Origin of the sequence: Actinoplanes sp. NBC_00393 (assembly GCF_036053395.1) — a bacterium.
GTDB lineage: Bacteria > Actinomycetota > Actinomycetes > Mycobacteriales > Micromonosporaceae > Actinoplanes.
Map to the genome: position 1 here is coordinate 7,547,303 of NZ_CP107942.1, position 26,032 is coordinate 7,573,334.

Sequence of the window (26,032 nt, forward strand, 5' to 3'; positions counted from 1 at the left end):
CGTCCGCGGCGGTCAGAAGTCGAAGCCGCCGCCGAAGTCCCCGCCACCACCGAAATCGCCGCCGAAGTCCCCGCCCGCGAAATCGCCGCCGCCGGCGTCGCCGAAGTCACCGTCGTAGCCGAAGTCGCCGAAGCCCGGCGAGAACAGGGCGTCGAAGATCAGCATGCCGCCGAGCACACCGGCGCCGGCGCCGAGCGCGGTCTTCCACACCGGTGTCGAATACCAGCCGGCCGGGACCGGGCGGCCCTGCACGCGGCCGCCGGGGTAGTAGTAGGGCGTGTCGGCGCCGGGCCGCGGCCCCGCCTTGTAGGCGTGGCCCTGCACGGTCACCTCGCGCTCCTGGGTGAGCTGCCCGGTGCCCTGGGCGCCGGCGAGTTGCGGCAGGTCAGGGCCGGGGTCGATGCCCATCGCGGTGCGGGCCGCCCGAACGTACGCCAGACCCTCCAGCGCCGACTCCCGGGCCAGCTCGTACTGCCGTACCGTGTTGGCCTGTTGAAGTTGGCCGCCGGCCGCGTTGTAACGCTCGCTCGCGTCAGCGAGCGCCTGCCGTGCCGCCGGCTCCTCGGAGGACAGGTTCATCACCTGGCCGCCGAGCCGTTCATACCAGCGCTGCGCCTCGGCGCGCGCGTCCTCGAGCTGGGTCTGCCGGCGCGCCTGGCCGTTGCGCTGCGTCCCGGCGATGACCAGCACGACCACCGCCACAATGGCCACGATCAGCAACACGCTCGTCATGTTTCCACGGTACCCCCGCAGTTCATGTCTTACCTTTCTGGCAATCTGCGGTGGTGACGTTCTCGACACTGGCTGTGATTCTCGTCTGCCTGCTCGCCGGCGCCGCCCTGGGCTGGCTGGTTGCCCGCGCCCGCGCCGCCACCGACATCGCCCGGCTGGAGGCGACGCTGGCCGCCGCGCGCGACGGCGAGCAGCGCCTGGAGCAGTCGCTACGCGCTCTGTCCTATGAGGCCACGGCCCAGTCCCAGGAGGCGGTCGCCCGGGCAGTGGGCCCGCTGCACGAAACCCTGCGACGGTACGAGGAACGCGTCGCCCAACTCGAGCACGACCGGATCGACGCGTACGCGGAGCTGCGCGAACAGGTCCGGGCCATGGGGGTGGTCTCGGGCGAGTTGCGTACCGAGACGAAGCAGCTGGTGGCGGCGCTGCGGGCGCCGCAGGTGCGCGGCCGGTGGGGTGAGCACCAGTTGCGGCGCATCGTGGAGGCGGCCGGGCTGCTGGAGCACTGTGACTTCGCGGAGCAGGTGACCGCGTCCACCGATCAGCAGGGGGTGCGGCCCGACCTGGTGGTGCGGCTGCACGGCGGGCGCAGTGTGGTGGTCGACGCCAAGGCGCCGCTGGAGGGGTACCTGTCGGCGATGGAGGCCCGCTCCGAGCCGGAGCGCGACGCCTGCCTGGACCAGCACGCCCGGCATCTGCGGGCGCATGTGGACTCGCTGTCCGGGAAGCGGTATTGGACGGCGTTCGAGTCGACCCCGGATTTCGTGGTGCTGTTCGTGCCGGCCGACCCGTTCCTGGACGTCGCGTTGCAGCGGGACCCGACGCTGATGGAGTACGCGTTCCGCCGCAATGTGGTGCTCGCCACCCCGGCGACGCTGATCGCGATGCTGCGCACGGTCGCCTACTCGTGGCGGCAGGAGACGCTGACCCGCAACGCGGCCGCTGTGCACGGGCTGGCCCGGGAGCTGTACGGGCGGTTGTCCACCCTCGGTGACCACGTCGACAAGCTGGGGACGTCGCTGGCCGGGGCGGTCACCGCGTACAACCGGGCGGTCGGGTCGCTGGAGTCGCGGGTGCTGGTGAGCGCCCGCAAGCTGGCCGAGATGGGCGTCGCGGACGACGAGCTGCCGCCGCCCGTACAGATCGAGTTGACGCCTCGCCAGCCGCAGGCGCCGGAGCTCAGCTAGCTTTCGCGGCGGCCGCGGCCTTCATGTCCCTGCGCAGCTCCTGCGGCAGCGAGAAGGTCAGGCGCTCCTCGGCCGTCGTGTACTCGGTGACCTCGCCGAAGCCACGCTCGGCGAGGTGCGCCAGCACCTCCATGACCAGCTCGTCCGGGACGCTCGCGCCGGAGGAGACACCGACCGTGGTGGCGCCGGCCAGCCACTCGTCCTGGATCTCGGAGGCGAAGTCGACCAGGTGGCCGGCTCGCGCGCCGGCGCCGAGGGCGACCTCGACGAGACGCACCGAGTTCGACGAGTTGGTCGAGCCGACCACGATCACCACGTCGCAGTCCGGCGCGATCTCCTTGATCACGTGCTGCCGGTTGGACGTGGCGTAGCAGATGTCGTCGCTCGGCGGGGACTGCAGCAGCGGCAGCCGGGTCTTGAGCCGGGCAACCGTCTCCATCGTCTCGTCGACCGACAGCGTGGTCTGGGAGAGCCAGACGACCTTCGCCGGGTCGCGGACGACGACGTTGTCCACGTCGTCGGGCCCGTCGACGAGCTGGATGTGCGCGGGCGCCTCACCGGAGGTGCCGATCACCTCCTCGTGGCCCTCATGGCCGATGAGCAGGATGTCGTAGTCCTCGGCGGCGAACCGCTTGGCCTCGTGGTGCACCTTGGTGACCAGCGGGCAGGTGGCGTCGATCGCCTTGAGGTTGCGCTCGCGGGCCTGCTCGTGCACCTCGGGGGCCACGCCGTGCGCGGAGAAGACCACGGTCGCGCCCTCGGGCACCTCGTAGTTCTCCTCCACGAAGATCGCCCCGCGGGCCTCCAGCGTGCTCACCACGTGCTTGTTGTGCACGATCTGCTTGCGCACGTAGACGGGGGCGCCGTAGAGCTTCAGCGCCTCCTCGACGGTCTGCACAGCGCGGTCGACACCGGCGCAGTAGCCACGCGGCTTGGCGAGCAACACCCGCTTACGAGCTTCAGTCACCCGGCCATGGTACGTGCCTCGCTCGCCCGGCCGCTTTCCTGCGATCAGCGCCACAGCAGGGTGATCGACGGCCCCGGGCCGGACGGTGGAGTGTTGACGCTGTGCGCCCGGTCGGGGCGTTTCGGCCCGAACGTGCCTGATCCGGCGGGATACTCGGATCATGACGGGCGAGGACGCGCAGGACGGTCTGTGGCCCTCGATCCCGGCTGTGCTGCGGGTGATGACCGGCTGGTTCCTGCTGGGCATCGGGCTGTTGAACCTTGCTGTCGAGGTGGACGGTGGGCTGACCGGGGCGTACCTGGTGTTCCACGTGGTGCTGGCGCTGGGCGGGGCGCTGCTGCTGACCCGGCACCGGCTGGACCCGAGCCGCGCCGGGTATCTCCTCGCCACGCCGATCGCGCTGGCCGGTCTGGTGGCCGGGGCGCTGCCGACGACCACGCGGTGCTGTCTGGAGGCTTATCCGCAGCGGCGCGGGTATCCGTACCCGTTCCTGGGAACCGGCGCCGGTGCGCACGTGGACGTGAAGTACCTGGTCGCTGACCTGATCTTCTGGGGTTGTGTGGCTCTGCTGCTGCTGACGGTCCTCACCGCGGTGGAGCGGCGGCTGCCGGAACGGCGGACCCCGGTGGATCTGAGCGGCCTCGGCGGGCATGCCGAAGGACGGGCGTACGCCGCCACCCCGGATCGCAGAGACCAGAATGTCGGTGGGCTGACCTAATCTGGCCGGGTGACTGAGCCCGATCCGCAGAAGAGCGCGGCCAAGAGCACCGCCGAGGAGCCATGGCCGGTGCGCGTGGTCAGCCAGAAGGTCGGCGCCTGGATCGCGAAGCTCGGCTGGGTGTGGGTGGACGGGCAGGTCGCCCAGATCAGCCGGCGGCCCGGCTCCGGGGTGGTCTTCCTGACCCTGCGCGACCCGTCCGCCGACCTCAGCCTGACCGTCACCGCGCACCGTGACGTGCTCGACGCCGGTGCCCCCGAGCTGGCCGAGGGCGCCCGGGTCACGCTGCACGCCAAGCCGGAGTTCTATCCGGGCCGGGGCACGCTCAGCCTGCGCGCCGACGAGATCCGCCAGGTCGGGCTCGGTGAGCTGCTGGCCCGGCTGGAGAAACTGAAACGTCTGCTGGGCGCGGAGGGCCTGTTCGCCCGGGAGCGCAAGCGGCGGCTGCCGTTCCTGCCCGGCCGGATCGGGCTGATCACCGGCCGGGCCAGTGCCGCCGAGCGGGACGTGCTGATGAACACCCGGCGCCGCTGGCCGGCCGTCGAGTTCCGGGTCATCAACGTGCCGGTGCAGGGTCCGACCGCGGTGCCGCAGATCATCGACGCGCTCAAGGTGCTGGACAACGACGACACCGTCGACGTGATCGTGATCGCCCGCGGCGGCGGCAGCGTGGAGGATCTGCTGCCGTTCTCCGACGAGGCGCTGTGCCGGGCCGTGTTCGGGGCGCGGACCCCGGTGGTCAGCGCGATCGGCCACGAGACCGACGCGCCGCTGCTCGACTACGTCGCTGACCTGCGCGCCTCCACCCCGACCGACGCCGCCAAGCGGATCGTGCCCGACCTGGCCGACGAGTTGCGGCTGATGGAGCACGCCCGGTCCCGGCTGGACCGGGCGGTGCTCGGCATGATCGACCGGGAGCGGCAGCGGATCGAGGCGTGGCGGTCCCGGCCGGTGCTGGCCCGCCCCGAGGCGCTGCTCGACCAGCGCGGCACCGAGGTGACCGCGCTGCGTGACCGGGCCGGGCGCAGCCTCGAGCACCGGCTCCGCCGGGCCGACGACGACCTGCGGCACACCGTGGCCCGGCTGCGCGCGCTGTCACCGGCGGCGACCCTGGAGCGCGGCTACGCCATCGTGCAGCGCGCCGACGGCCACGTGGTCCGCGCCGCGGACGAGGTGGCGGCCGGCGACCTCCTTCGGATCCGGCTCGCGGACGGCGAGCTGCAGGCAGCGGTACAGGAGAGCGAATGACCGACGAGAACTTGAGCTACGAGCAGGCCCGCACCGAGCTGGCCACCGTGGTCGAGCGGCTGGAGCAGGGCGGCGGCAGCCTGGAGGAGTCGCTCGCCCTGTGGGAGCGCGGCGAGAAACTGGCCGACATCTGCCAGCGCTGGCTGGAGGGCGCCCGCGAGCGCATCGAGGCGGCCCGCGCCGCCCGAGCCGACCAATAGCCGCCTGAGCCGACCATATAGCCGCCCGAGCCGACCAATAGCCGCCTGAGCTGACCAGTAGCCGCCCGCGCCGACCAATAGCCAACCGCGCCGCCGACCGTTGGAGCGGAGCACGGGCCATTACGGCCGGCCGTTGGTCAGGACAGCGCTGCGGCCAGGGTGTCCAGGTTCTCCTGGTCGGTCTTGCCGACGATGATCACGGTTCGGTTCTGCTCGGTGAAGATCAGGGCGGTCTCGCCGGGGCGGCCGGAGTAGCGCATCCACGTCCGTTCGGTGGTGCGGAAGGCGCCGATGCGCTTGCCCTCGGCGCCGACCTCGGCCGGGACCAGGGTGGCGGCCGGCACTGTGCTCTGCACCAGCAGGATCGGGTCGTCGTCCGGGTCGACGAACCCGAGGCGCAGCGTCACCCCACCGTCCTCGTGGCGGGTGTGGGCCGATGTGATGTGCCAATCGTCGCCTAAGCCGGTCGGCTCGGCGACGGTGAACTCCTGTGCCGCCTGCTGGATCGCCGGGGCCGGGTCGACGGAGATCGGCTTGTCGCCGTCGAAGAGGACCCGGTAGAAGGTCAGAACCAGCGCGATCGGAATGAGCAGCACCGCCAGCGAGTAGAACATGTCGCGCGGCCGGCGCCCTTCCCGAGCCGCAAGCCGCGGCTGAGCCGCAGCCTGGCCGGGCCCTGCCCCGGCGGACGTCGCCCCACCGGCGGCTGCCGCGTCACCGGCGGCCGGTGCCGCCACCCCAGCCGGTGCCACGCTGTCCGGGGCCGCACCAGCCGGGGCCGCGCTGCCGAGGGGTGCGTCGGCCGGGGCTGCTGTGCCCGCCGGGGCCGGTGTGTCGGCGGGCTGGGGCTGCTGGGGCGATGCGGGTTCCACCGACCCATTGTTAACCATGTCGCTGAACCGAGACTTGGCGCGGCCTCTAATGCCAGGATCGGAGGACCTACCAGCCCCGCAATGTCGCGAGGAGGCCGCCGTGCCCGCCCGAGTCCCCCAGGATCTCGACCGAAACATCGCCCTCGACCTCGTCCGCGTGACCGAAGCCGCCGCGATGGCGGCCGGCCGCTGGGTCGGCCGCGGTGACAAGAACGGCGGTGACGGCGCCGCCGTCGACGCCATGCGCAAGCTCATCAACTCGATCCAGATGCGCGGCGTCGTGGTGATCGGTGAGGGTGAGAAGGACGAGGCGCCGATGCTCTTCAACGGGGAGCGGGTCGGCGACGGCACCGGGCCGGAGGTGGACGTCGCGGTCGACCCGATCGACGGCACCACGCTGATGAGCAAGGGGATGCCGGGTTCGATCGCGGTTCTCGCGGTGGCCGAGCGGGGTGCGATGTTCGACCCGAGCGCGGTCTTCTACATGGACAAGATCGCGGTCGGCCCGGATTGCGCCGACGTCGTCGACATCAACGCCGGGGTGAAGGAGAACCTGCGCCGCATCGCGAAGGCGAAGCGCTCCAGCGTCTCCGACGTGACGGTGTGCATCCTGGACCGTCCTCGTCACTCGCAGCTGGTCGACGAGGTGCGGCAGGCCGGCGCCAACATCAAGTTCATCTCGGACGGTGACATCGCCGGCGCCATCTCGGCGGCGCGTCTGGAGTCCGACGTCGACGTGCTGATGGGCATCGGCGGCACCCCGGAGGGCATCACCGCGGCCTGCGCCCTGAAGTGTCTCGGCGGCATGATCCAGGCGAAGCTGTGGCCGCGCGACGACGCCGAGCGCGAGAAGGCCATCGCCGGCGGCCACGACCTGGACCGGGTGCTCACCACCGACGACCTGGTGACCGGCGACAACTGCTTCTTCGTCGCCACCGGTGTCACCTCGGGCGACCTGCTCAAGGGGGTCCGCTACCGCTCCGGTGGCGCGCACACCCAGTCGATCGTGATGCGGTCCAAGAGCGGCACGATCCGGGTGATCGACTCGTATCACCGGCTGGAGAAGCTGGCCCTCTACTCGGCCGTCGACTTCGACGGCCACCTGCCGACGGTCCCGCTCAGCTGACGGTTCGCCGAAACAGCTTTGGCCGTCAGCTGAGAAACCCGGCTGACGGCCAGAGCTGTTTCACGGCTGCGGAGGCAGCGCGGGCGGTCAGCCGAGGGGGTCAGCGGCGGCGGAACAGGATGGCGGCGATCACGCCGCCGATCAGGCCGAGCAGGTGGCCCTGCCAGGAGACCCGCGGGTCGGTGGGGAGGATGCCGTACAGCTGGTACCAGTAGAGCAGGCCGATGAAGACGGCCACCCCGAAGTTCCACCAGCTGCGCTCGACCAGGCCGCGGGTGAACAGCAGGCCCAGGTATCCGAAGATCACGCCGCTGGCGCCGACCACGACGCTGCGCGGGTCGCCGACGAACCAGACGCCGATCCCGGTGACCATCATGATCACGAAGGTGGACCAGATGGCCCGCCGGGCGCCGCCGGCCAGCACGAAGGTGCCGAGCAGGATGAGCGGGACGGCGTTGCCGTACAGATGGTCCCAGCCGGAGTGCAGGAACGGGCTGAACAGGATCCCGTCCAGCCCCTCGATGCGGTGCGGGATGATGCCGCCGGCGACGTCGAGGGTGCCGGGGCCCAGGCCCACGTCGATCGCCTCGATGACGAACAGGACCGGGATCACCGCGCACATGGTCACGAACGCGCGCCCGATCGACGAGTAGAACGCGTCAGTCCCGAATTTCGCCGCTTCGTCCTCGCGTGCCGCCGTCCACCCGTACCCCATGCACCGATGGTGGCAGGGCATTGCTCGCGCGGCCACCCGGGAGCCGCTCAGCTGAGCTTGCGGATCGCCTCCTGGATGGCGGGGCGGAACTTGGAGATCTGGGTGTAGACGCCGAAGTAGCCGTCCCGGGCGCAGCCCAGCCCCCAGCTGACGATGCCGACCTGTTCCCAGCGCCCGGCGGCGGACCGGCGCACCATCGGCCCGCCGGAGTCGCCCTGGCAGGTGTCCACGCCGTGCCGGCCGGCGCAGATCGACTCGTCGCGGACCAGGGTCACGCCGGCTTTGCGGTACGCCGCCGCGCACTTGTCGTCCGGGATGGTCGGCACGTCGGCGTAGTGCAGTCGCCGTTGCTGGCGCAGCGCGCCCTCGCGGGTCTGTCCCCAGCCCATCACCGTGAACGTGCCGGTGTCGCTGCCGTCCTCGACCAGGCCGATGGTCGGCAGGTCGAGCGGGCGTTCGAGTTTGACCACCGCCCAGTCGTCGCCGCGGGTCTCGGTGATGAAGTCCTCGGCCCGGATCACCTCGACCGACTTCACGGTGATGGCCCGGTCGGATTTGAGGTCGGAGACTCCCGCGGTGACGGTGATCTTCTTGTTGGGTCCGGTGGCGCCGACGCAGTGCCCGGCCGTCAGCACCACCCGGGGCGCGGTCAACGTGCCGCCGCAGCCCATCGAGAGGCGCACCACCCAGGGGAACTTGCCGGCCGTCGCCACTTTGCCGCCGACCACCTCGCGAACCGGCTCGTCAGTTTCGGCGGCCCGGGCGGGCAGGTTCGCGCAGGCCAGGGTGACGGCGACGGCCAGAACAAGCGAGACGGCATTTCGGACCATGCAGACATTTGATCACAGCAAAACGGGGCTGCGCGGCACGCCGCACAGCCCCGTCGCGAGGTTCGATCAGTACCAGCCGACGTTCTGCGAGTGGTTCCAGGCGCTGCACGGGGTGTTGTAGCGGCCCTTGATGTAGCCGAGGCCCCACTTGATCTGGGTGGCCGGGTTGGTCTTCCAGTCGTCGCCGGCCGAGGCCATCTTGGTGCCGGGCAGGGCCTGCGGGATTCCGTACGCCCCGGAGCTGCGGTTCGTGGCCTTGTAGTTCCAGCCACTCTCCTTCTTCCACAGCTTGTCCAGGCACGGGAACTGGTCGAGTCCGAAGCCCCTGTCGAGCATCAGGGCGCAGCCGATCTTCCGGCTTCCGCTGTACTCGTCGCAGGACGCCGGGATGTCCCCGGTGAAGGGCACCGGCCCGCCGCTCTCCTCGGCCTCCTTGGCCTCTTCGGCCTCCTTGGCGGCCTTCTCCTCGGCGATCGCCTTCTTCTCCAGGGTCCGCGCCTTGCCGGCGGCGGCCTTGGCCTCGGTGGCCGCCTTGGAAGCGGCGGCCGCCTCCGCCTGGCTGCGGTGCGCCCGCGCCGCGGCGTGGTGGTTCTGGCGTTCCTTGAGGAGCTGGAATTCGTCCGCGGTCGCCTGGGTCACGAGAGCCGTCTCGGCGCTCTGCTCCTGGAAGTCCTGGGTCTGACCGACGTAGACACCGCCGATGAGACCGGCCAGGAGAAGACTGACGGACGCCGCACGAACTCCGAGCCGGCTCCAGAGCCGCTTCACGAAGATTCCCTTCGTCGGGGGCAATGACGCGGCGCGTTCCCACCGTTACTCTCAGTGGAGCGCGCCGCGAGCACCCGCGACCGTCCGGTCGCCGCCTCACACCCGCAGGGAGTTGACCAGGTGCCCGCCGAACACCATGGCGCAACGTGAAGTGGATGTGAAATGCCAGCGCGGTGTTGTGATTTTAGTCACTAACAATTGTGCATCATTTCGGACCAAATCCACCGCGCTGGCGTCATCTCACAGGGGGATCTCCTCCAGCAGGTCGGTGACCACCTCGGCGATGGGGGACCGCTCCGAACGGGTCAGCGTGACGTGGGCGAAGATCGGATGCCCCTTCAGCGCCTCGATCACCGCGGTCACCCCGTCGTGCCGGCCGACCCGCAGATTGTCACGCTGCGCGACGTCGTGGGTGAGCACCACCCGCGAGCCCTGGCCGATCCGGGAGAGCACGGTGAGCAGCACGTTGCGCTCCAGCGACTGCGCCTCGTCGACGATGACGAACGCGTCGTGCAGGCTGCGGCCGCGGATGTGGGTCAGCGGCAGGACCTCGAGCATGCCGCGGGCCAGCACCTCCTCGACGACGTTGGCGTGCACCACCGCGCCGAGGGTGTCGAAGACCGCCTGCGCCCAGGGCGACATCTTCTCCGACTCGCTGCCGGGCAGGTAGCCGAGCTCCTGGCCACCGACGGCGTAGAGCGGGCGGAAGACGACGACCTTCTTGTGGCGGTTGCGCTCCATCGTCGCCTCCAGGCCGGCGCAGAGCGCCAGCGCGGACTTGCCGGTGCCGGCCCGGCCGCCCAGCGACACGATGCCGATCGACTCGTCGAGCAGGATGTCCAGCGCCACCCGCTGCTCGGCGGAACGGCCACGCAGGCCGAACGCGTCGCGGTCGCCGCGCACCAGCTTGACGGTCTTGTCCGGGTTGACCCGGGCCAGCGCGGAGCCGCGCGGCGAGTGGATCACCAGACCGGTGTGGCAGGGCAGCGTCTCGGCCTCCTCCACCTCCAGTTCGTCACCGGAGTAGAGGGACCCGACCTGCTCCTCGGTGAGCTGCAGGTCGGCCATGCCGGTCCAGGTGGGGTCGCTGGCCTGGCCGTGCCGGTACTCGTCGGCGGTCAGGCCCACCGAGGCGGCCTTGACCCGCAGCGGCATGTCCTTGCTGACCAGCGTGACGTCGCGGCCCTCCGCGGCGAGCCCGAGCGCCACCGACAGGATGCGGGTGTCGTTCGAGTCGTTGCGGAAGCCGTGCGGCAGCGCGCTCTGGTCGGCGTGGTTCAGCTCGACCCGCAGCGTGCCGCCCTCGTCGTTGCAGAGCACCGGCTGGTCGAGGCGGCCGTGCTTGATGCGCAGCTCGTCCAGCATGCGCAGCGACTGCCGCGCGAACCAGCCCAGCTCGGGGTGGTGACGTTTGCCCTCCAGTTCGGAGATGACCACGAGCGGAACGACGACCTCGTGGTCGGTGAACCGGCGGAAGGCCGCCGGGTCGGACAGCAGGACCGAAGTGTCCAGAACGAAAACCCGCCCTGCCGGGGCGGGTTCCGCGTCAGCGTGCCGGTCTCGGGGCTTACGGCGCCCCGCGGTGGCTCGGCTGCTGGAGACTGCGTCGGCCGGGTTCGAAGGGACCCCGGCATCGGTACGGCGAGATGTCACAGGCCTGCTCCAGCGGGCGTGCAACCCGGTCCGCCCGCGGTCCGCCACCTCCGGTCGCCGGAACCTGACACGGGGTCGGATTGCGGGCCCCGTGGCGCATGTTGTCGCAGGTCCGGGCCGACCGGCTGGCTCGGGATGACCCCGTGCCATGCCTCAAAGCTAGCGGTCAACCGCGTCCTGCGGTAGAGCGCAAAATCGGGCACCCAGGGGTGACTCTCGACGCACGTGAATTCGGCCGGCATAAAAGAAGACCTTCCGCGGGTAATCTGACTGCGTGGCAGACACCGCACGTCCGACGCATCCGCTGACCACCGACGAGGCGTGGGCGTTCACGGCTGAGCGCGCATCCGCGACCACCTTCTTCTTCGACTTCGACGGTGTCCTCTCGCCGGTCACCGACGACCCGGACGCCTCGCAGCCGGTGCCGGCCGTGCTCGGCGTGCTGGAGCGCCTGGCGACGGCGGTGGCCCGGGTGGCGATCGTCTCGGCCCGGCCGGTGAGCTTCCTGCGGTCGCGTTTCGAGACCCTGGAGCACGTGGATCTGTACGGGTTGTACGGCCTCGAGGTCTGGCACGACGGCGAGGTGGTCACCGAGCCGGCCGCGCTGGAGTTCGTGCCGGCGATGGCCGACCTGGCCGAGCGGGCCCGCGCCGAGCTGCCCGGCGAGATCCTGGTGGAGTTCAAGCGGCTCTCCGTGGCCCTGCACTACCGGGTCGCGCCGGAGCTGGCCGAGACGGTCGAGCGCTGGGCGCACGAGCAGGCCGAGAAACTGGGGCTGCGGATCCAGCGGGGCCGCATGGTGGCCGAGCTGAAGCCGCCGGTCGACCAGGACAAGGGCATGGTCATCACCGAGGGTGTCCGCAACGCCGGTTGCGCCTGGTATTTCGGGGATGACATGTCTGACATCAAGGCGTTCGACGCGCTGCGGGCGCGGGAGGCGGTCGACCCGTCGTTCTTCGGCATGGCCGTCGCGGTGGCCAACCCGGAGACCGGCGCCGAGGTGTCCAGCGCCGCCGACCTCACCCTCGACTCCCCCGACGCGGTCGCGGCTTTCCTCACCGAGGGCCTGCGCCGGTTCTAGTGCGGGGCCCTGCTTGAGCCCGGCGGTCGCGCTGGGGCCGGGACGGTACGCCCGGGCCGCGGCTCTGTCGTACCAGCAGGGGTTTGTCGTAAGAATGAGGTTATGCGCCGTAACGGCGCTGGCGGCCGGCGTAGGAACGCAGCGCGCGCAGGAAATCGATCCGGCGGAAGTCGGGCCAGTTGGCGTCGTGGAAGTAGAACTCCGAGTGCGCCGACTGCCAGAGCAGGAAACCGGAGAGCCGCTGCTCACCGCTGGTGCGGATGACCAGGTCGGGGTCGGGCTGGCCGCGGGTGTAGAGGTGCTCGGCGATGTGCTCGACGTCGAGGATCTCGGCGAGCTCCTCGAGTGTTCCCCCGGAGGCGGCGTGCTCGTAGAGCAGTGAGCGGACCGCGTCGGTGATCTCGCGGCGCCCGCCGTAACCGACCGCCATGTTGACCTCGACGCCGCCGCTGCGATCCCGGGTCTTCTCCTGGGCCGCCTTCAGCGTCGCCGCGGTGGCGGCGGGCAGCAGGTCGAGCGCGCCCACCATGCGCAGCCGCCACGGGTTGCCGTCCTCGGCCAGCTCGGTGGCGAGATCCTCGATGATCTTCACGAGCGGGTCCAGCTCGGCGGCCGGGCGGCGCAGGTTGTCGGTGGCCAGCAGGTAGAGCGTGACGTGCTCGATGCCGGCCTGATCGCACCAGGCCAGCAGCTCCTTGACCCGGGTGGCGCCGACCCGGTGGCCGTCGTTGGGGTCGACGAAGCCCATCTCGCGGGCCCAGCGCCGGTTGCCGTCGCACATGACCCCGACATGCCGGGGGACGGGCGTGCCGGCCAGCTTGCCGGCCAACCGTCGCTCGTAGAAGGAATAAACCAGGGAACGCAGACTCATCACCGCAAAGCGTAACCACCCCGACCGCAGGTTCACGCGGGGACAGTACGCCACGAGACCATCCCCACCGCGATGCGCCCGATCGTGCGAGCGTCCAGCAGTCCGTCCGCGAGACCCAGTTCCACCATCCGGTCGAATACGCCGGCGTCCGCTGCGGCCGCCCGCACCGCCGCGTCGGCGACCCGCGGCCAGATGGTGAGCCGGGCGGCGGCGCTGGAGTGGCGCAGGTGCCGGCCGAGCCGGCGGTTCAGCGCGTCGCGATAGCGCCGCACCACGTCGTGGGGGCCGCGGGCGGCTGCGGCGCCGGCCAGCGCCCCGGACAGCACCGCGTAGAAGATGCCCTCCCCGGTGAACGGGTTGACCAGGGAGAACGCGTCGCCGGCGAGCAGCACTCGGCCGCGGCCGGGCGCCGGGCGGTGGGTGGACAGCGGCAGGTGGTGCCCACGCACGCCGGCCGGGTCGCTGCCGGGAAGCAGTTCGGCCATCCGGCCGGCGAGGTACGCGCGAGACAGCGCATTCCCGCGCAGCAGTTCGCCGTAGCCGACGTTGGCGGTGCCGTCGCCGATCGGGAACTCCCAGGCGTACGCGGGCCAGCGCTGCCGGGTCGTGACGATGACCTGCTCGCCGGTGTTGGTGCTGGGCCGGTAACCGCGGATCGCGATGGCCAGATGCCCGGCGGGGTTGACGCCCGCACCCAGCGAGCGCCGCACCACCGAGCCGGCGCCGTCCGCGCCGATCACCACGTGTGCCCGGAACGTCCCGTCGATGACGACGGTGTGCTCCTCGCGTACCTCTCTTACTGTGTGCCGGCGCAGCTCGACGCCGGCGGCGACCGCGGCCCGCACCAGGCGTTCGTCGAAGACCCGCCGCGGCACGGTGTGCGCCGGCCTCGGCAGGGCCCGCGCCGCCACCGCGCCACCGGGCGAGACCAGCCGGAGCCGTTCGATCGGCCGGTAGCCGCGGGTGACGTCCGGCACGCCGAGGCCGGTGAGGACGTCGACCGCCTCGGCGGCTATCCCGTCTCCGCAGGTCTTGTCGCGCGGGAAGTCCGCCCGGTCGAGGAGCAGGACGCGGGCGCCGGCCCGGCGGGCGGCGATCGCCGCTGCCGAGCCGGCCGGTCCCGCGCCGATCACCGCCACGTCGTAGGCATCGATCCCCATGAAGGGGATCGTGCCCTATCCGGCGCTGCCGGGTCAGGCTTTGTCGAGGCGGGCCCGCAATGCGTCCAGCTCGGCCCACAGCTGCGCGGGCAGCTTGTCGCCGAACTTCTCGAACCACTCGGTGACCTGCGGGATCTCCGCCAGCCACTCGTCGGTGTCGACCTTCAGCACGGCCTCCAGCGCGGCCGGGTCGAGGTCCAGGCCGGTCAGGTCGAGCGACTCCGGCGTCGGCACGTGGCCGATCGGGGTCTCCACGGCGTCGGCCTTGCCGTCGAGGCGCTCGACGACCCACTTGAGGACGCGGCTGTTCTCGCCGAATCCCGGCCAGAGGAAACCGCCGTCCGCGTCGCGCCGGAACCAGTTGACGTAGAAGACCTTGGGCAGCTTGTCGGCGTCGCCCGAGGCGCCCTTCGCCATGTCGATCCAGTGCTGGAAGTAGTCACCGGCGTGGTAGCCGATGAACGGCAGCATCGCCATCGGGTCACGGCGTACGACCCCGACCTGGCCGACCGCGGCCGCGGTGGTCTCGCTCGACAGGGTGGCGCCCAGGTAAACCCCGTGCACCCAGTCGCGAGCCTCGCTGACCAGCGGGATCGTGGTCTTGCGGCGGCCGCCGAACAGGATCGCGTCGATCGGTACGCCGCGCGGGTCGTGGTACTCGTCGGCGAGGATCGGGCACTGCTCGATCGGGGTGCAGAAGCGGCTGTTCGGGTGGCTGGACGGCGCCTCCGACTCCGGCGTCCAGTCCTGGCCCTTCCAGTCGGTGAGGTGCGCGGGCGGCTCGCCCATGCCCTCCCACCAGATGTCGCCGGCGTCGGTGAGCGCCACGTTGGTGAAGACCGAGTTGCCCTTGGCCAGGGTGCGCATCGCGTTCGGGTTGGTGTGGAAGTCGGTGCCCGGCGCGACGCCGAACAGCCCGAACTCGGGGTTGGTGGCCCAGAGCCGGCCGTCCTCGCCGAACCGCATCCAGGCGATGTCGTCGCCGACGGTCTCGACCTTCCAGCCCGGCAGGGTGGGCTGGAGCATGGCGAGGTTGGTCTTGCCGCAGGCCGACGGGAAGGCGCCCGCGATGTACTTGACCTGACCTTCCGGCGAGGTCAGCTTCATGATCAGCATGTGCTCGGCGAGCCAGCCCTCGTCCCGGGCGGCCACGCTGGCGATCCGCAGCGCGTAGCACTTTTTGCCGAGCAGCGAGTTGCCGCCGTACCCGGAGCCGAACGACCAGATCTCCCGGGTCTCCGGGAAGTGCGAGATGTACTTCGTCTCGTTGCACGGCCAGGCGACGTCCGCGTCACCCTCGGACAGCGGCGCGCCGATCGAATGCAGACACGGCACGAAGTCCGCGTCGTCACCCATCGCCTTCAGGACCCCGGCCCCCATCCGGGTCATGATGCGCATGCTGGCCACCACGTACGGGCTGTCGGTCAGCTCCACGCCGAACATCGGCTTCGGCGCGTCGAGCGGACCCATGACGAACGGGACGACGTACATCGTCCGGCCCTTCATGCAGCCCCGGTACAGCCCGGTCATCAGCTGCTTCATCTCGGCCGGCGCCATCCAGTTGTTGGTGGGCCCGGCGTCGGCCTCGTCGGCCGAGCAGATGAAGGTGCGTTCCTCCACACGGGCCACGTCCGACGGATCGGTACGCGCCCAGAACGAGTTGGGTTTCTTCTCCGGGTCGAGACGGACCAGCGCGCCGGACTCGACGAGTTCGTCGGTGAGGCGGGTCCACTCGGCCTCCGAACCGTCGCACCAGACGATCCGGTCGGGCGTTGTCAGGGCGGCGACCTCGTCGATCCACGCCAGCAGGCGGGGGTGCGAGGTAGGGGGCTGAGTCAAGGTGAAGCTCCTTCGGTCGGCACTGACCTACGACGAAGCTGCCGGAGAGCCCGGCTCGGTCGTGGGAGTTACGTCAGCCTAAGCCGATACCGCGTTGAGTTCATCGGCAGAACCTGTGGACAACCGCACAATCTATGGTTGCTCTGCTCGCAGACGATCGATTCTTCGCCGTTGAGCGCATCACTGCGCAGGGTCACAGTAAAGCCACACCGGCAGGCGACAACTTTCGCAAAAGGGACTTAAAGCCTTAGACTTTCACCTAATCGGGCTTTCCTCGCAGTTCCTGCCACAGGAGGCGGAATGACGATCCCGGGCCACCATGCGGACTCGGACAACGACCTGCTGGCCGCCGTCCGGGCCGGCGACACCGCCGCGTTCGGCACCCTCTACGAGCGTCATCACAGCGCTGCCCGCCAGTTCGCGTACGGGCTGGTCCGTGATCCCGCCGACGTCGACGACCTGGTCGCCGAGACGTTCGCCAAGGTCTTCGCGACCCTGCGGGCGGGGCGCGGGCCGCTGGTCGCGTTCCGCGCCTACCTGCACACCACGATGCGGCACGTCTGCTACCACCGGGCCCGGCTGGACCGGCGGCTGGAGTTCACCGACGACCTGACCCGCTACGACGCCGGCGAGCCGTTCACCGACCCGGCGCTGGACCGGCTGGAACGCACCTACGCCGCGGCCGCGTTCCGCAAACTGCCGCCACGCTGGCGTGACGTGCTGTGGCAGACCGAGGTGGAGGGCAGCACCCCCGCCGAGCTCGCGCCCCGGATGGGACTGACGCCGAACGCGGTGGCGGTGCTGGCCCACCGCGCGCGGGAAGGGCTGCGCAGTCTCTACCTGCAGCAGCACGTGACCGCGGCGGATCATCCGGAGTGCCGCTGGGCCGGTGAGCATCTGGGCGGGCAGGTCCGCGGCCGGCTCGCCGCGCGCGACGCGAACCGGATGCGCACCCACCTCTCCTGGTGCGACGACTGCCAGGGCCGGCTCGCCGAGATCCGGGAAATCGACGGCTTCCGGAACGCACCGTATCGACAACGTCACCATGCCGAGACGTCCGGTTAAGACTCGGCAGCGAAGACAGCCACAGATGACACCCGCCGGTACCCTCGGACGCGTGCCTCCGAACCCACCGCAGCCCGCATCCGGTCTGCGCACGCGGCTCGTCGCACTGGCCCGTGAGGTGGGCAAGTTCGGCGTCGTCGGCACCACTGCCTTCGCCATCGATCTCACGATCTTCAATGTGCTGCTGAGCGTCGGCAGCGAGACCCTGCTCGCCAAGACCATCTCCACGGTGATCGCGACGACGTTCGCGTTCTTCGGCAACCGGTTCTGGACCTGGCGGCACGGCGACCACACGAACATGGCCCGGCAGTACACGACGTTCTTCGTGCTGAACGCGATCGGCCTGGGCATCGCCCTGCTGTGCCTGGCGATCAGCCACTACGGCCTCGGCCAGATCTGGCCGGCCCTGCAGACCCCGCTCGCCGACAACATCTCCGGGCAGTTCGTAGGCACCGCGGTGGGCACCCTGTTCCGATTCTGGTCATACCGCCGGTTCGTGTTCCGGGTCAGCGACGACCCGAAGATGACGTCGCCCTCATCCGCCGTCAGTGACTCGGCGTAATCACCACTGCTCGCGTAAGGTTGCCCAATGCCCTCAGCCAGTCCGCTGACGGATCGCCTCCGCCGTCTAGCCCCCGAAGCCATCGCCTTCGGCATCATCGGCGCGAGCAACATGCTGCTTTACATGGCGATCACGTACGCCCTGCTGCCGATCGGCGCGGTCAAGGCGAGCGTCGTCGGCACGGTGGTCACCACCACCCTGGCCTACCTGGCGAACCGGTACTGGACCTACCGCAACCACACCCGGACCGCGCTGCGCCGGGAGTACACCCTGTTCTTCGGGTTCAACCTGGTCGGCATGGTCATCCAGTCCGGCACGATCGCCATCGGCAAGTACGGGTTCGGCCTCACCGAGGAGCACGACGAGCTGCTCTTCATGACGGTCACGCTGTTCGGCATCGGGATCGCGACGATCTTCCGGTTCTGGGCGTACCGCACGTTCGTCTTCCTCAAGCCGCCGGTCGACGGCCACGAGGCCGCGATCACCGAGCTGGACGCCACGGCCGGGCTGGCCGAGCTGAGCGCCGTCGAGACCCCGGGCAGCGTGGCCCGGCTCGACCTGCAGCCGGAACTCGACGCCCGCTAGCGGACCTCCTCCACCTCGTCCTGCTCCTCGTCCTCCTCGGCCGGCGCCTGCTCGATCAGCTCGTAGAGCAGGGTCTGCACCTGCGGCGCGCCGGGAATCGCGGTCAGCCGCGCGCTCTGCTCGCCGATCGAGTCGATGGTGAGCGTCCCGCTGCCGAGCACCCGGTCCAGCAGCGACTGGGTCAGCGCGTGGTCGTTGACCCGGTTCAGCGGCAGGTCCCGCCGCTCCCGGTTGACCACACCGTGCTGCAGCAGGATCCGCTCGTCGGTCAGCACGTAATGGGTGCAGCGCCATTTCAGCAGCGGGACCACGCCGTACTTCACCGCGTGCCAGAGCATGATCGCGGCGACCAGGCCGAGACCGATCCGGCCGCCCTCGGAGTCCGGCAGCATCACCCAGGCCAGGATGAACCCGGACAGCGTGAGGAGCAGCAGCAGGATCGGGAGCACCGCCGCCTTCGCATGCGGACGCAGGTGGAGGACCAGCTCCTCCTCGTCGATGAGCACATCGTCCGGGAACGCCACGCGGTCAGCGTACGTGCAGCACGTCACCCGCTGAGACACGAAGGTCGCGGGCGTCCTCCGTACGGATCACCAACTGCCCGTCCCGGTCCACGGTGACCGCCTCGCCGGTCAGCTCGCCGCCGCCCGGCAACAGCACCCGCACGGTACGCCCGATCGTCGCGCAGCCTCGCTGATACTCGCCGAGCAGCCCGCACATCTCCGCGTCCCCGCCGGACTCGCGCCACCCGCCGTACCACCGGGCCAGCCCGCGCAGCAGCGCCCGCAGCAGCGGATCCCGGTCGAGTTTGTCGGTGCCGGCCACCCGCAGCGACGTGGCCGGCACACCGGTGGTCTCCGGCAGCTCCTCGGCGCGGGTGCTGACGTTGAGTCCGATGCCGACCACCACGGCGTCGGCGGACACCTCGGCCAGGATCCCGGCACACTTGCGGTCGCCGACGAGCAGATCGTTCGGCCATTTCAGGGCAGCCTCGACACCGGCCACCCGGGTCACCGCCTCCCGCAGCGCCACCCCGGCCAACAGCGGCAGCCAGCCGAACCCGGCCGCCGGGGCGGCCGGCCAGCCGCGCTCGGCATCGGCGGCACCGGGCCGCAGCAGGATACTCAACGTCAGTCCGGCCCGCGGCGGCGACACCCACTGCCGATCCCGGCGACCCCGGCCGGCGACCTGACTCTCGGCCACCACGACCAGGCCCTCCGGCTCGCCGGCCCGGGCGGCCTCGGCCACGTCGGCGTTCGTCGAACCGGTCTCGTCGCGCACGTCCAGCCGGGACCAGAGCCCGCCGGGCACGACCAGGGCCCGGCTCAGCGACCGGGCCGAGAGCGGAGGGCGGTCGAGGTCGGCGTACGACGAGGAAGCCATCCGCGCAGCCTAGTCAGCCGTGCCGGTCGGCGGAGGGGCGGCTTCAGCCGGCGGGCGGCTTCAGCCATGGCGGCCGCTTCAGCCATGGCGGCCGCTTCAGCCATGGCGGCCGCTTCAGCCATGGCGGCCGCTTCAGCCATGGCGGCCTCAGCCATGCGGGCGGCCTCAGCCATGCGGGCGGCCTCAGCCATGCGGGCGGCCTCAGCCATGCGGGCGGCCTCAGCCATGCGGGCGGCCTCAGCCATGCGGGCGGCCTCAGCCATGCGGGCGGCTTCAGCCATGCGGGCCGGCGGCGTGGCGGCTGACGTACGCGGAGCCGGGCTCGATCTGCGCGGTCGGCCGGGGTCGCGGCCGGGGCCGGTCGTCGGCGCCTGTACGACGGCTGCGGCGGCCGGTGTTCTGCTCCTGCCCGCTTGCCTTCTCGTCGCGGGCCGCCCACGACCGGGGCAGGCGGATCCGGCGGTCCTCGGCGACCGGCGGCCAGGCCGGCACCAGCGCGGTCGGCTCGGCCGCCTCCACCGGGGTCAGGTCGAACCCGGTGGCCGGCTCGTAGTCGGGAACGGGTGGCAGCCGCTCCACCGGGACCGGCCAGCCGTAGCCGCGGGCCGAGGGCTCGGGATCGGCGTAGAGGTCGTCCGGGACCGGGGTCCAGTAGTCGCCGGCCGGAGGGCGGTCGTCCAGATCGAGATAGTGCGGGCGGACCCAACCGTCGATGCGGTCGCCGTAGGAGCGGTCCGAGCGGTCGACGGCGGGCCGCGGTTCCGGCATCGGGGCCGCCTCGGCGAAGCGGTTGTCGGCGGGTTCGGGGCCGTAATCGCGAATCCCGCCGAATTCTGCGACCTCTGCTTCGGGGTATTCGTCGCCGGCCGCGACCGCCGGGAAAGCCGGCGCCAGCTCGGCAAAGTCGGAGGCCGGCGCGGGTTCGGCGTGCTGGAAAGCCAGCGCCGATTCGGCGAACTCAGAAGCCGGCGCGGATCCGGGGTGCTGGAAAGCCAGCGCCGGCTCGGCGAACTCAGAGGCCGGCGCGGATCCGGGGTGCTGGAAAGCCAGCGCCGGCTCGGCGAACTCAGAAGCCGGCGCGGATCCGGCGTGCTGGAAAGCCGGCGCGGATTCGGCCAGCTCGAAAGCCGGCGCCGATTCGACGAGCTCGAAGGCCCCGGCCGGCTCGGCATAATCGGCATGATCAAAATCCTGATCGGCACGATCGAAGGCCGCGGCCGGTTCGAAGGGCGACTCGTCGTCGGCCAGGCCGATCGAGGCGAGCCCGCTGTGCCCGGGGTCGGTGTCGGTCGGTCGCCCGCTGAAGGCGGCAGCCAGCCGACGCCGGCGGCCCACCCGGCTGCGCGCCGACCGCCGGGCCGGTTCCGGCTGCGGTTCCGGCTCCAGTTCCGGCTCGATCGGTTCAAGGCCGTCACCCAGGCTCGGCTCGGCGTCAACCATCACCGGCCCGGCTTCCAGCAGGCCCGGCACCGTCTGCAGGGCCCGGTCCGGCTGCCGCGGGTCCGGCTCCAGCAGGCCCGGCTCTCGCGGGTCAGACTCCAGCGAGCCCGGCTGCCGCGGGTCCGGCTCCCTCTGGTCCAGCTCTCGCGGGTCCAACTCCCTCGGGTCCAACTCTCGCGGGTCCAGCTCTCGCGGGTCCAGCTCTCGCGGGTCCAGCTCCCTCGGGTCCGGCGCCGACCGCGGGCCGGCTCCCATCGGCGCCGGCGCGGAATTGGCCAAGGTCGGCCCGGTCTCCATCGAGGGCGGCGGGGCGGGCAGGCTTCGCGAACGCCGGCGACGGGCGGATGCGCCGGCCCGGGTCGCGCGACGGGCGCCGCCCCCGAAGATCATGGCGCGGAAGCTGATCAACGTGGCGAGGCCGCCTGCGATGAAGGCGAGCCCGGCCGCGGTCATCCAGTTCGTCACGAACTTGGTAACGAATGGGGCATTGCGCGCGAAACGCACTCGTAGCGACGCCCGCCCCGGGCGATGCCGCCGCTACTAGGATCATCGGCGGAGTGCACCGCCGCCTTCCGAGCGTGGAGACCACCGTGACGACGCAGCCTGACATCCACACGACCGCCGGCAAGCTGGCCGATCTGGCCGCTCGCACGGAGGAGGCCGTGCACGCCGGTTCCGCCCGGGCCGTCGAGAAGCAGCACGCCCGCGGCAAGAAGACCGCCCGTGAACGCATCGAACTGCTGCTCGACAAGGGCTCCTTCGTGGAACTCGACGAACTCGCCCGGCACCGCTCCACCGCCTTCGGCCTGGACCGCAACCGGCCCTACGGCGACGGCGTCGTCACCGGCTACGGCACAATCGACGGCCGCCAGGTCTGCGTCTTCTCCCAGGACTTCACCGTCTTCGGCGGCTCCCTCGGCGAAGTCTTCGGCGAAAAGATCGTCAAAGTCCTCGACCTGGCCATGAAGATCGGCTGCCCGATCATCGGGATCAACGACTCCGGCGGCGCCCGCATCCAGGAAGGCGTCGTCGCCCTCGGCCTCTACGCCGACATCTTCTTCCGCAACGTACGCGCCAGCGGCGTCATCCCCCAGATCTCCCTGATCATGGGCCCCTGCGCCGGCGGAGCCGTCTACTCCCCCGCCATCACCGACTTCACCGTCATGGTCGACCAGACCTCCCACATGTTCATCACCGGCCCCGACGTGATCAAAACCGTCACCGGCGAAGAGGTCGGTTTCGAAGAACTCGGCGGCGCCCGCACCCACAACACCCGCAGCGGCAACGCGCACTACCTCGCCGAAGACGAGGAGGACGCGATCGACTACGTACGGGCACTCCTGTCCTACCTGCCGTCGAACAACCTCGACGAGCCGGTGGTCTACGAGGAGGAGGCGGACCTTTCGGAACGGGAGTCGGACCTCGCCCTGGACACACTCATCCCGGACTCGCCGAACCAGCCCTACGACATCAAGAAGGTCGTCGAGACCGTCGTCGACGAGTTCCTCGAGGTCCAGCCGCTCTACGCGCAGAACATCGTGGTCGGGTTCGGGCGGGTCGAGGGCCGGCCGGTGGGTGTCGTCGCGAACCAGCCGATCAGCCTGGCCGGCACACTGGACATCGCCGCCAGTGAGAAGGCGGCGCGCTTCGTGCGTACCTGTGATGCCTTTAATGTCCCAGTTTTGACCTTTGTGGATGTGCCGGGGTTTCTGCCCGGCACCGGGCAGGAGTGGGACGGCATCATCCGGCGCGGCGCCAAGTTGATCTATGCGTATGCCGAGGCCACCGTCCCGAAGGTCACGGTGATCACGCGCAAGGCCTACGGCGGCGCCTACGACGTGATGGGTTCCAAGCACATCGGCGCAGACGTCAACTTCGCGTGGCCGACCGCGCAGATCGCGGTGATGGGCGCGCAGGGCGCGGTCAACATCCTCTACCGCGGGGAGCCGGCGGACCAGCGGGCGCAGCGCGTGCAGGAGTACGAGGACACCTTCGCCAACCCGTACATCGCCGCCGAACGCGGCTACGTCGACGCGGTCATCCGCCCCGCGCAGACGCGATCACAGGTGACCCGGGCGCTGCGGATGCTGCGCACCAAGCGGGAGACCCTGCCGCCGAAGAAGCACGGCAACATCCCGCTCTGATCGTCACCGGACCATCAGCGCACCGCCGTAGACCAGCGCGCCCAGCGACAGCAGCCAGAACAGGAAGAGCCAGACCACGTCGCCGATGTGCGTCTGGTTCTCCAGCAGCGCCGCATCGTTGCTCCGGTCGCCGCTCCACATCACCCAGAACAGCTCCGGCACCTGACGGGCTCCACCCATCAGGAGAAACCAGACCCAGACGTACGCGAAAGCGAGCTGAACCTCCGCGACGGACCGCATAGCGACCACCCACAACAGCGCACCCAGTCCGATAATGACCAGGAAGCCGAACGCGTTCCTCGTCATGATCAGCACCGCGACCAGGAACACCATGGTCAGGAACAGCACCGAGCGCGGATCGAAGTCGTTGGCGAGCAACAGCGCCCCGCCGAACCCGAAGATGGACGGCCCGAGATAGCCGGCGACCAGCGAGATGAACCGGGAGAACGGATTCTCCTTGCCGGGCAGCATCTCCCCCGCTCCCTGGCGGAAGATCTTGACGTGCTTGACCGTGCTGCCGAACATCCGGCCGAACACGGCATGGCCGCCCTCGTGCGCGACGGTGATCGCATTCGTGGTGTAGCGCCACAACGGCACAGCGGCGACGAACGCCACCAGACCGGTGGTCCAGGCGAGCCCCGGCGAAGCCTCCATGCCGGGCAAGTTATCTAAACCGGACAGCGACGCCTATCGCCGTTCAGGCTCCGATCCACCGGCCGCTCAGCCGATGGATTCCGGCAGCCACTGACCGGCCAACAGGAATGCGCCGACCGCCAGCCCGACCAGGTTCACGACGAGGAAGACGCCGACCCAGAGCAGCGCGGGCACGTGGGTGAGCCGGGCGAGCTGATCCGCGTCCGAGTCACGCATCCGGCCACGCTTGCGCAGCGTCTGCAGCTCGAACACCGGGCGGACCCCGCCGAACAGCAGGAACCACACCCCGGCGTACGCGAACGCGGCCTGCACCTGCGGCTCCGCGTACCAGGAGACGACGAAGACGATCGCGCCGGTCGCCACCAGTGAGATCACGCCGAACACGTTCCTGATGTTGATCAGCATGAGGAGCAGCAACACCACCGCGAGCCAGAGCAGCAGCGTGATCCGGTTGCCGCCGAGCAGCCAGGCGCCGAGCACACCGACCAGCGACGGCGCGATGTAGCCGCCGAGCAGAGTCAGGATCATTCCGGGACCGGTCGGCCGGCCCGCCGACAGGGTGAGGCCGGACGTGTCGAACTCCAGCCGGATACCGCGCAGCCTGCGGCCGGTCAGCAACGCGAACAGGGCGTGGCCGCCCTCGTGCGCGATGGTGACCGCGTTACGGGCCACCCGCCAGACCGGGCGGATCGCCACAGCCAGGAAGCCGGCCACCGCTGTGAGCAGCACGAGCATTCCGGGAGGGTCCGGCTGAGCGCCGAACAGCTGGTCCCAGAGGTCAGTCACACCGTCGATCGACAACACGCCGGGGACTGTAGCCGATCACGCTATGCGCGTCGGCGTACCACCGCCTCTGCGGGCTCGGCGTCGCGCCGGCCGAGGGCCCGCGCAGCCAGGAAACCGCCGCCCAGCACCGTGGCACCGGCGACGACGAGAAGAACAGTGAGCAGACCGGCGGTCGCCACGATCAACGCGACGTCAGCCACCGCTACCAGCATCCACAGGGCGATCGTGGGCTTACTGCCGTGTCGTCGGCAGCTCATGATGATGCACCTCCATCCGTGGTGCTGGATAACTACCCAGCCGTCCGGATCTCACGCATCGTGCCCTCAGCTCGCGTCGAACGCCTGCTTGATGACCTCGAAGTCCTTCTTCGCCGCGTCCCAGTCCTTCTGCTGCGTGTACCAGCTGAGCAGGAAAGTCTGGCCGTCGACCGCGAACGCGCGACGGACGACGCGCTGCTCGGAGCCGCTGTCGGTGGTGTAGGTGAATTCCCAGTCGGCGGCCTTGCCGTGGTACTCGACCGGGGTGATGCCGATCTTGCGGTAGTTCCGGTAGTGGCTGCTCTGCTGCTCTTCCAGGAACTTGACCGGGTCACCGAGCGGAGCCTCGATCTTGTCGACGCGGACCAGCCGGTTCTTCCACTCCAGCATCAGGCCGGTGCCGCCGCCGGAGCCCTTGACGCTGTCCGGCACGGGGAAACTGAAACCGGAGCCTTTGTACGTGTGCCAGCCGTTCGGGACGGCTCCGCCACTGGTCGGCGCGGCCGAACTCGGCGTGGCACTCCCCCCGGCGCTCGGCTTGCCGGAACCCGGCTTACCGGTCGCGGCCGCCGCGGGCTTGGCCGAGTTACCGTCCGGCGTGGTGCCCTCGTCGCCGAACGCCTGCACCAGGATGATGCCGACGAGCAGCAGAAACGTCAGCAGGATGCCGAGGCCGACGGCGGCCTGCCGCTTGGTCAGCGTCGTGCCGAGCACGGTGATACCGGTGCGGCGTTCCCCTTCGCGTACCGGCATCGGCGTCCAGGCCGGACGGTTCGGCCGACTGAACTGCGGAACCGCACCCAGATCGCCGACCACCCGGGTCGCGTCGTCCCCGGCCGGTTGCGCCGTCCTGGCCGGCGGCACCACAGCGGTCAGGTCGACGAACGAGGTCTTGTCCGCGTCGACCTCGGGCGCGGCGATGACCGAGGTGGCCTCGTCAGCCGCCGCGGGCTTCTGCACCGGCTCCGGGGCTTTCGCCGGCTCGTCCGTGTCCCCCTTCGGCTGACCTGCGGCCTTCGCATTCGCCGCCTCGTCGGCTTCCGCCTTTGCCGGCTCGTCGGCCTCGGCTTTTGCCTGCTCGTCGGCCTCGACCTCGGCTTGCTCGTTCTCGCTGACCTTCGCCTGCTCGGCGGCGCCGGCTGTCGCCGGGCTGTCGGCTTCGGACGCATTCGCGTCGTCGGAAGCTTGC

At 70.5% G+C, this 26,032-nt stretch carries 26 protein-coding genes; 10 read left to right on the top strand and 16 right to left on the bottom strand.

The genetic code is table 11. The annotated features are described in order from the left end of the window. Positions 1–12: 12 nt before the first annotated feature. Positions 13–732, bottom strand: a complete 720-nt coding sequence (locus tag OHA21_RS34860) for a hypothetical protein (RefSeq protein ID WP_328462312.1) — start codon at positions 730–732, stop codon at positions 13–15. Between the two features lie 53 nt (positions 733–785). Between OHA21_RS34860 and OHA21_RS34865 the strand changes: the two genes are divergently transcribed. Beyond that, on the top strand, positions 786–1,919 hold the full coding sequence (locus OHA21_RS34865) for a DNA recombination protein RmuC (RefSeq protein WP_328462314.1): 1,134 nt from the start codon (positions 786–788) through the stop codon (positions 1,917–1,919). Here OHA21_RS34865 and OHA21_RS34870 read toward each other — a convergent pair. Further along, complete coding sequence (locus OHA21_RS34870; protein WP_442875193.1) at positions 1,912–2,931, bottom strand: 4-hydroxy-3-methylbut-2-enyl diphosphate reductase; 1,020 nt, start codon at positions 2,929–2,931, stop codon at positions 1,912–1,914. The genes OHA21_RS34865 and OHA21_RS34870 overlap by 8 nt on opposite strands. Positions 2,932–3,046: 115 nt before the next feature. Here OHA21_RS34870 and OHA21_RS34875 point away from each other — a divergent pair, with 115 nt between their 5' ends. Genes OHA21_RS34875 through OHA21_RS34885 form a run of 3 tightly spaced genes read left to right on the top strand, consistent with a single transcriptional unit; the run spans position 3,047 to position 5,052 of the window. Next, positions 3,047–3,604, top strand: a complete 558-nt coding sequence (locus OHA21_RS34875; protein WP_328462318.1) for a hypothetical protein — start codon at positions 3,047–3,049, stop codon at positions 3,602–3,604. A 9-nt stretch (positions 3,605–3,613) separates the two neighbouring features. Further along, a complete protein-coding gene (xseA, locus tag OHA21_RS34880; RefSeq protein ID WP_328462320.1) occupies positions 3,614–4,852 on the top strand; it encodes an exodeoxyribonuclease VII large subunit in 1,239 nt (412 codons plus the stop codon). Continuing rightward, positions 4,849–5,052 (top strand): exodeoxyribonuclease VII small subunit, encoded by a 204-nt coding sequence (locus OHA21_RS34885; protein ID WP_328462322.1) that lies wholly within the window; start codon positions 4,849–4,851, stop codon positions 5,050–5,052. The genes xseA and OHA21_RS34885 overlap by 4 nt, the downstream gene beginning before the upstream one ends. A 137-nt stretch (positions 5,053–5,189) precedes the next feature. Here OHA21_RS34885 and OHA21_RS34890 read toward each other — a convergent pair whose 3' ends face one another. Then, entirely contained in the window at positions 5,190–6,062 is an 873-nt protein-coding gene (locus OHA21_RS34890) for a DUF4245 domain-containing protein (RefSeq protein ID WP_328462324.1), read from the bottom strand. Between OHA21_RS34890 and glpX the strand changes: the two genes are divergently transcribed. Continuing rightward, positions 5,974–7,050 carry a class II fructose-bisphosphatase gene (gene glpX / locus OHA21_RS34895; protein ID WP_442874942.1) on the top strand — a complete coding sequence of 359 codons (1,077 nt, stop codon included), beginning with the start codon at positions 5,974–5,976 and terminating at the stop codon, positions 7,048–7,050. The genes OHA21_RS34890 and glpX overlap by 89 nt on opposite strands. A 100-nt stretch (positions 7,051–7,150) precedes the next feature. Here glpX and OHA21_RS34900 read toward each other — a convergent pair whose 3' ends face one another. The 4 genes from OHA21_RS34900 to OHA21_RS34915 form a co-directional block, all read right to left on the bottom strand. Beyond that, complete coding sequence (locus OHA21_RS34900) at positions 7,151–7,765, bottom strand: rhomboid family intramembrane serine protease (RefSeq protein WP_328462328.1); 615 nt, start codon at positions 7,763–7,765, stop codon at positions 7,151–7,153. Between the two features lie 47 nt (positions 7,766–7,812). Continuing rightward, positions 7,813–8,595 (bottom strand): S1 family peptidase, encoded by a 783-nt coding sequence (locus OHA21_RS34905; protein WP_328462330.1) that lies wholly within the window; start codon positions 8,593–8,595, stop codon positions 7,813–7,815. Between the two features lie 66 nt (positions 8,596–8,661). Further along, entirely contained in the window at positions 8,662–9,363 is a 702-nt protein-coding gene (locus tag OHA21_RS34910; protein WP_328462332.1) for a transglycosylase SLT domain-containing protein, read from the bottom strand. Positions 9,364–9,603: 240 nt separating this feature from the next. Continuing rightward, positions 9,604–11,016 (bottom strand): PhoH family protein, encoded by a 1,413-nt coding sequence (locus OHA21_RS34915; protein WP_328462334.1) that lies wholly within the window; start codon positions 11,014–11,016, stop codon positions 9,604–9,606. Positions 11,017–11,290: 274 nt separating this feature from the next. On the opposite strand from OHA21_RS34915, the gene otsB reads away from it, so the two are divergent. Next, positions 11,291–12,097, top strand: coding sequence for a trehalose-phosphatase (otsB, locus tag OHA21_RS34920; RefSeq protein WP_328462336.1), 807 nt, complete (start codon positions 11,291–11,293; stop codon positions 12,095–12,097). Between the two features lie 100 nt (positions 12,098–12,197). Here the strand turns inward: otsB and OHA21_RS34925 are convergent, their stop codons facing one another. The 3 genes from OHA21_RS34925 to OHA21_RS34935 are packed head-to-tail and all read right to left on the bottom strand — an operon-like array spanning position 12,198 to position 15,967. Next, positions 12,198–12,968: an isoprenyl transferase gene (locus tag OHA21_RS34925; RefSeq protein ID WP_328462338.1), complete on the bottom strand. Its 771-nt coding sequence runs from the start codon at positions 12,966–12,968 to the stop codon at positions 12,198–12,200. A 32-nt stretch (positions 12,969–13,000) separates the two neighbouring features. Continuing rightward, positions 13,001–14,128 carry an NAD(P)/FAD-dependent oxidoreductase gene (locus OHA21_RS34930; protein ID WP_328462340.1) on the bottom strand — a complete coding sequence of 376 codons (1,128 nt, stop codon included), beginning with the start codon at positions 14,126–14,128 and terminating at the stop codon, positions 13,001–13,003. Positions 14,129–14,161: 33 nt separating this feature from the next. Beyond that, positions 14,162–15,967: a phosphoenolpyruvate carboxykinase (GTP) gene (locus OHA21_RS34935; protein WP_328462342.1), complete on the bottom strand. Its 1,806-nt coding sequence runs from the start codon at positions 15,965–15,967 to the stop codon at positions 14,162–14,164. A 300-nt stretch (positions 15,968–16,267) separates the two neighbouring features. Between OHA21_RS34935 and OHA21_RS34940 the strand changes: the two genes are divergently transcribed. The 3 genes from OHA21_RS34940 to OHA21_RS34950 are packed head-to-tail and all read left to right on the top strand — an operon-like array spanning position 16,268 to position 18,179. After that, positions 16,268–17,032: a sigma-70 family RNA polymerase sigma factor gene (locus OHA21_RS34940; RefSeq protein WP_328462344.1), complete on the top strand. Its 765-nt coding sequence runs from the start codon at positions 16,268–16,270 to the stop codon at positions 17,030–17,032. Positions 17,033–17,057: 25 nt separating this feature from the next. Further along, positions 17,058–17,594: a GtrA family protein gene (locus OHA21_RS34945; protein ID WP_328462346.1), complete on the top strand. Its 537-nt coding sequence runs from the start codon at positions 17,058–17,060 to the stop codon at positions 17,592–17,594. A 27-nt stretch (positions 17,595–17,621) separates the two neighbouring features. Beyond that, positions 17,622–18,179 (top strand): GtrA family protein, encoded by a 558-nt coding sequence (locus OHA21_RS34950; protein ID WP_328462348.1) that lies wholly within the window; start codon positions 17,622–17,624, stop codon positions 18,177–18,179. On the opposite strand, the gene OHA21_RS34955 is transcribed toward OHA21_RS34950, so the two are convergent. The 3 genes from OHA21_RS34955 to OHA21_RS34965 form a co-directional block, all read right to left on the bottom strand. Continuing rightward, positions 18,176–18,703, bottom strand: coding sequence for a PH domain-containing protein (locus OHA21_RS34955; RefSeq protein ID WP_328462350.1), 528 nt, complete (start codon positions 18,701–18,703; stop codon positions 18,176–18,178). The two genes, OHA21_RS34950 and OHA21_RS34955, sit on opposite strands and share 4 nt — an antisense overlap. A gap of 4 nt (positions 18,704–18,707) precedes the next feature. Beyond that, entirely contained in the window at positions 18,708–19,562 is an 855-nt protein-coding gene (locus OHA21_RS34960) for a biotin--[acetyl-CoA-carboxylase] ligase (RefSeq protein ID WP_328462352.1), read from the bottom strand. Between the two features lie 273 nt (positions 19,563–19,835). Further along, positions 19,836–21,467 (bottom strand): hypothetical protein, encoded by a 1,632-nt coding sequence (locus OHA21_RS34965; protein WP_328462354.1) that lies wholly within the window; start codon positions 21,465–21,467, stop codon positions 19,836–19,838. 125 nt (positions 21,468–21,592) lie between these two features. On the opposite strand from OHA21_RS34965, the gene OHA21_RS34970 reads away from it, so the two are divergent. Next, on the top strand, positions 21,593–23,146 hold the full coding sequence (locus tag OHA21_RS34970; protein ID WP_328478729.1) for an acyl-CoA carboxylase subunit beta: 1,554 nt from the start codon (positions 21,593–21,595) through the stop codon (positions 23,144–23,146). Between the two features lie 3 nt (positions 23,147–23,149). Here the strand turns inward: OHA21_RS34970 and OHA21_RS34975 are convergent, their stop codons facing one another. The 3 genes from OHA21_RS34975 to OHA21_RS34985 all read right to left on the bottom strand — a co-directional run bounded on the left by OHA21_RS34975 (position 23,150) and on the right by OHA21_RS34985 (position 24,843). Beyond that, positions 23,150–23,800, bottom strand: coding sequence for a M50 family metallopeptidase (locus OHA21_RS34975; protein WP_328462356.1), 651 nt, complete (start codon positions 23,798–23,800; stop codon positions 23,150–23,152). Positions 23,801–23,866: 66 nt separating this feature from the next. Then, complete coding sequence (locus OHA21_RS34980; protein WP_328462358.1) at positions 23,867–24,604, bottom strand: M50 family metallopeptidase; 738 nt, start codon at positions 24,602–24,604, stop codon at positions 23,867–23,869. Positions 24,605–24,627: 23 nt separating this feature from the next. After that, positions 24,628–24,843, bottom strand: a complete 216-nt coding sequence (locus OHA21_RS34985) for a hypothetical protein (RefSeq protein ID WP_328462360.1) — start codon at positions 24,841–24,843, stop codon at positions 24,628–24,630. Between the last annotated feature and the right edge of the window lie 1,189 nt (positions 24,844–26,032).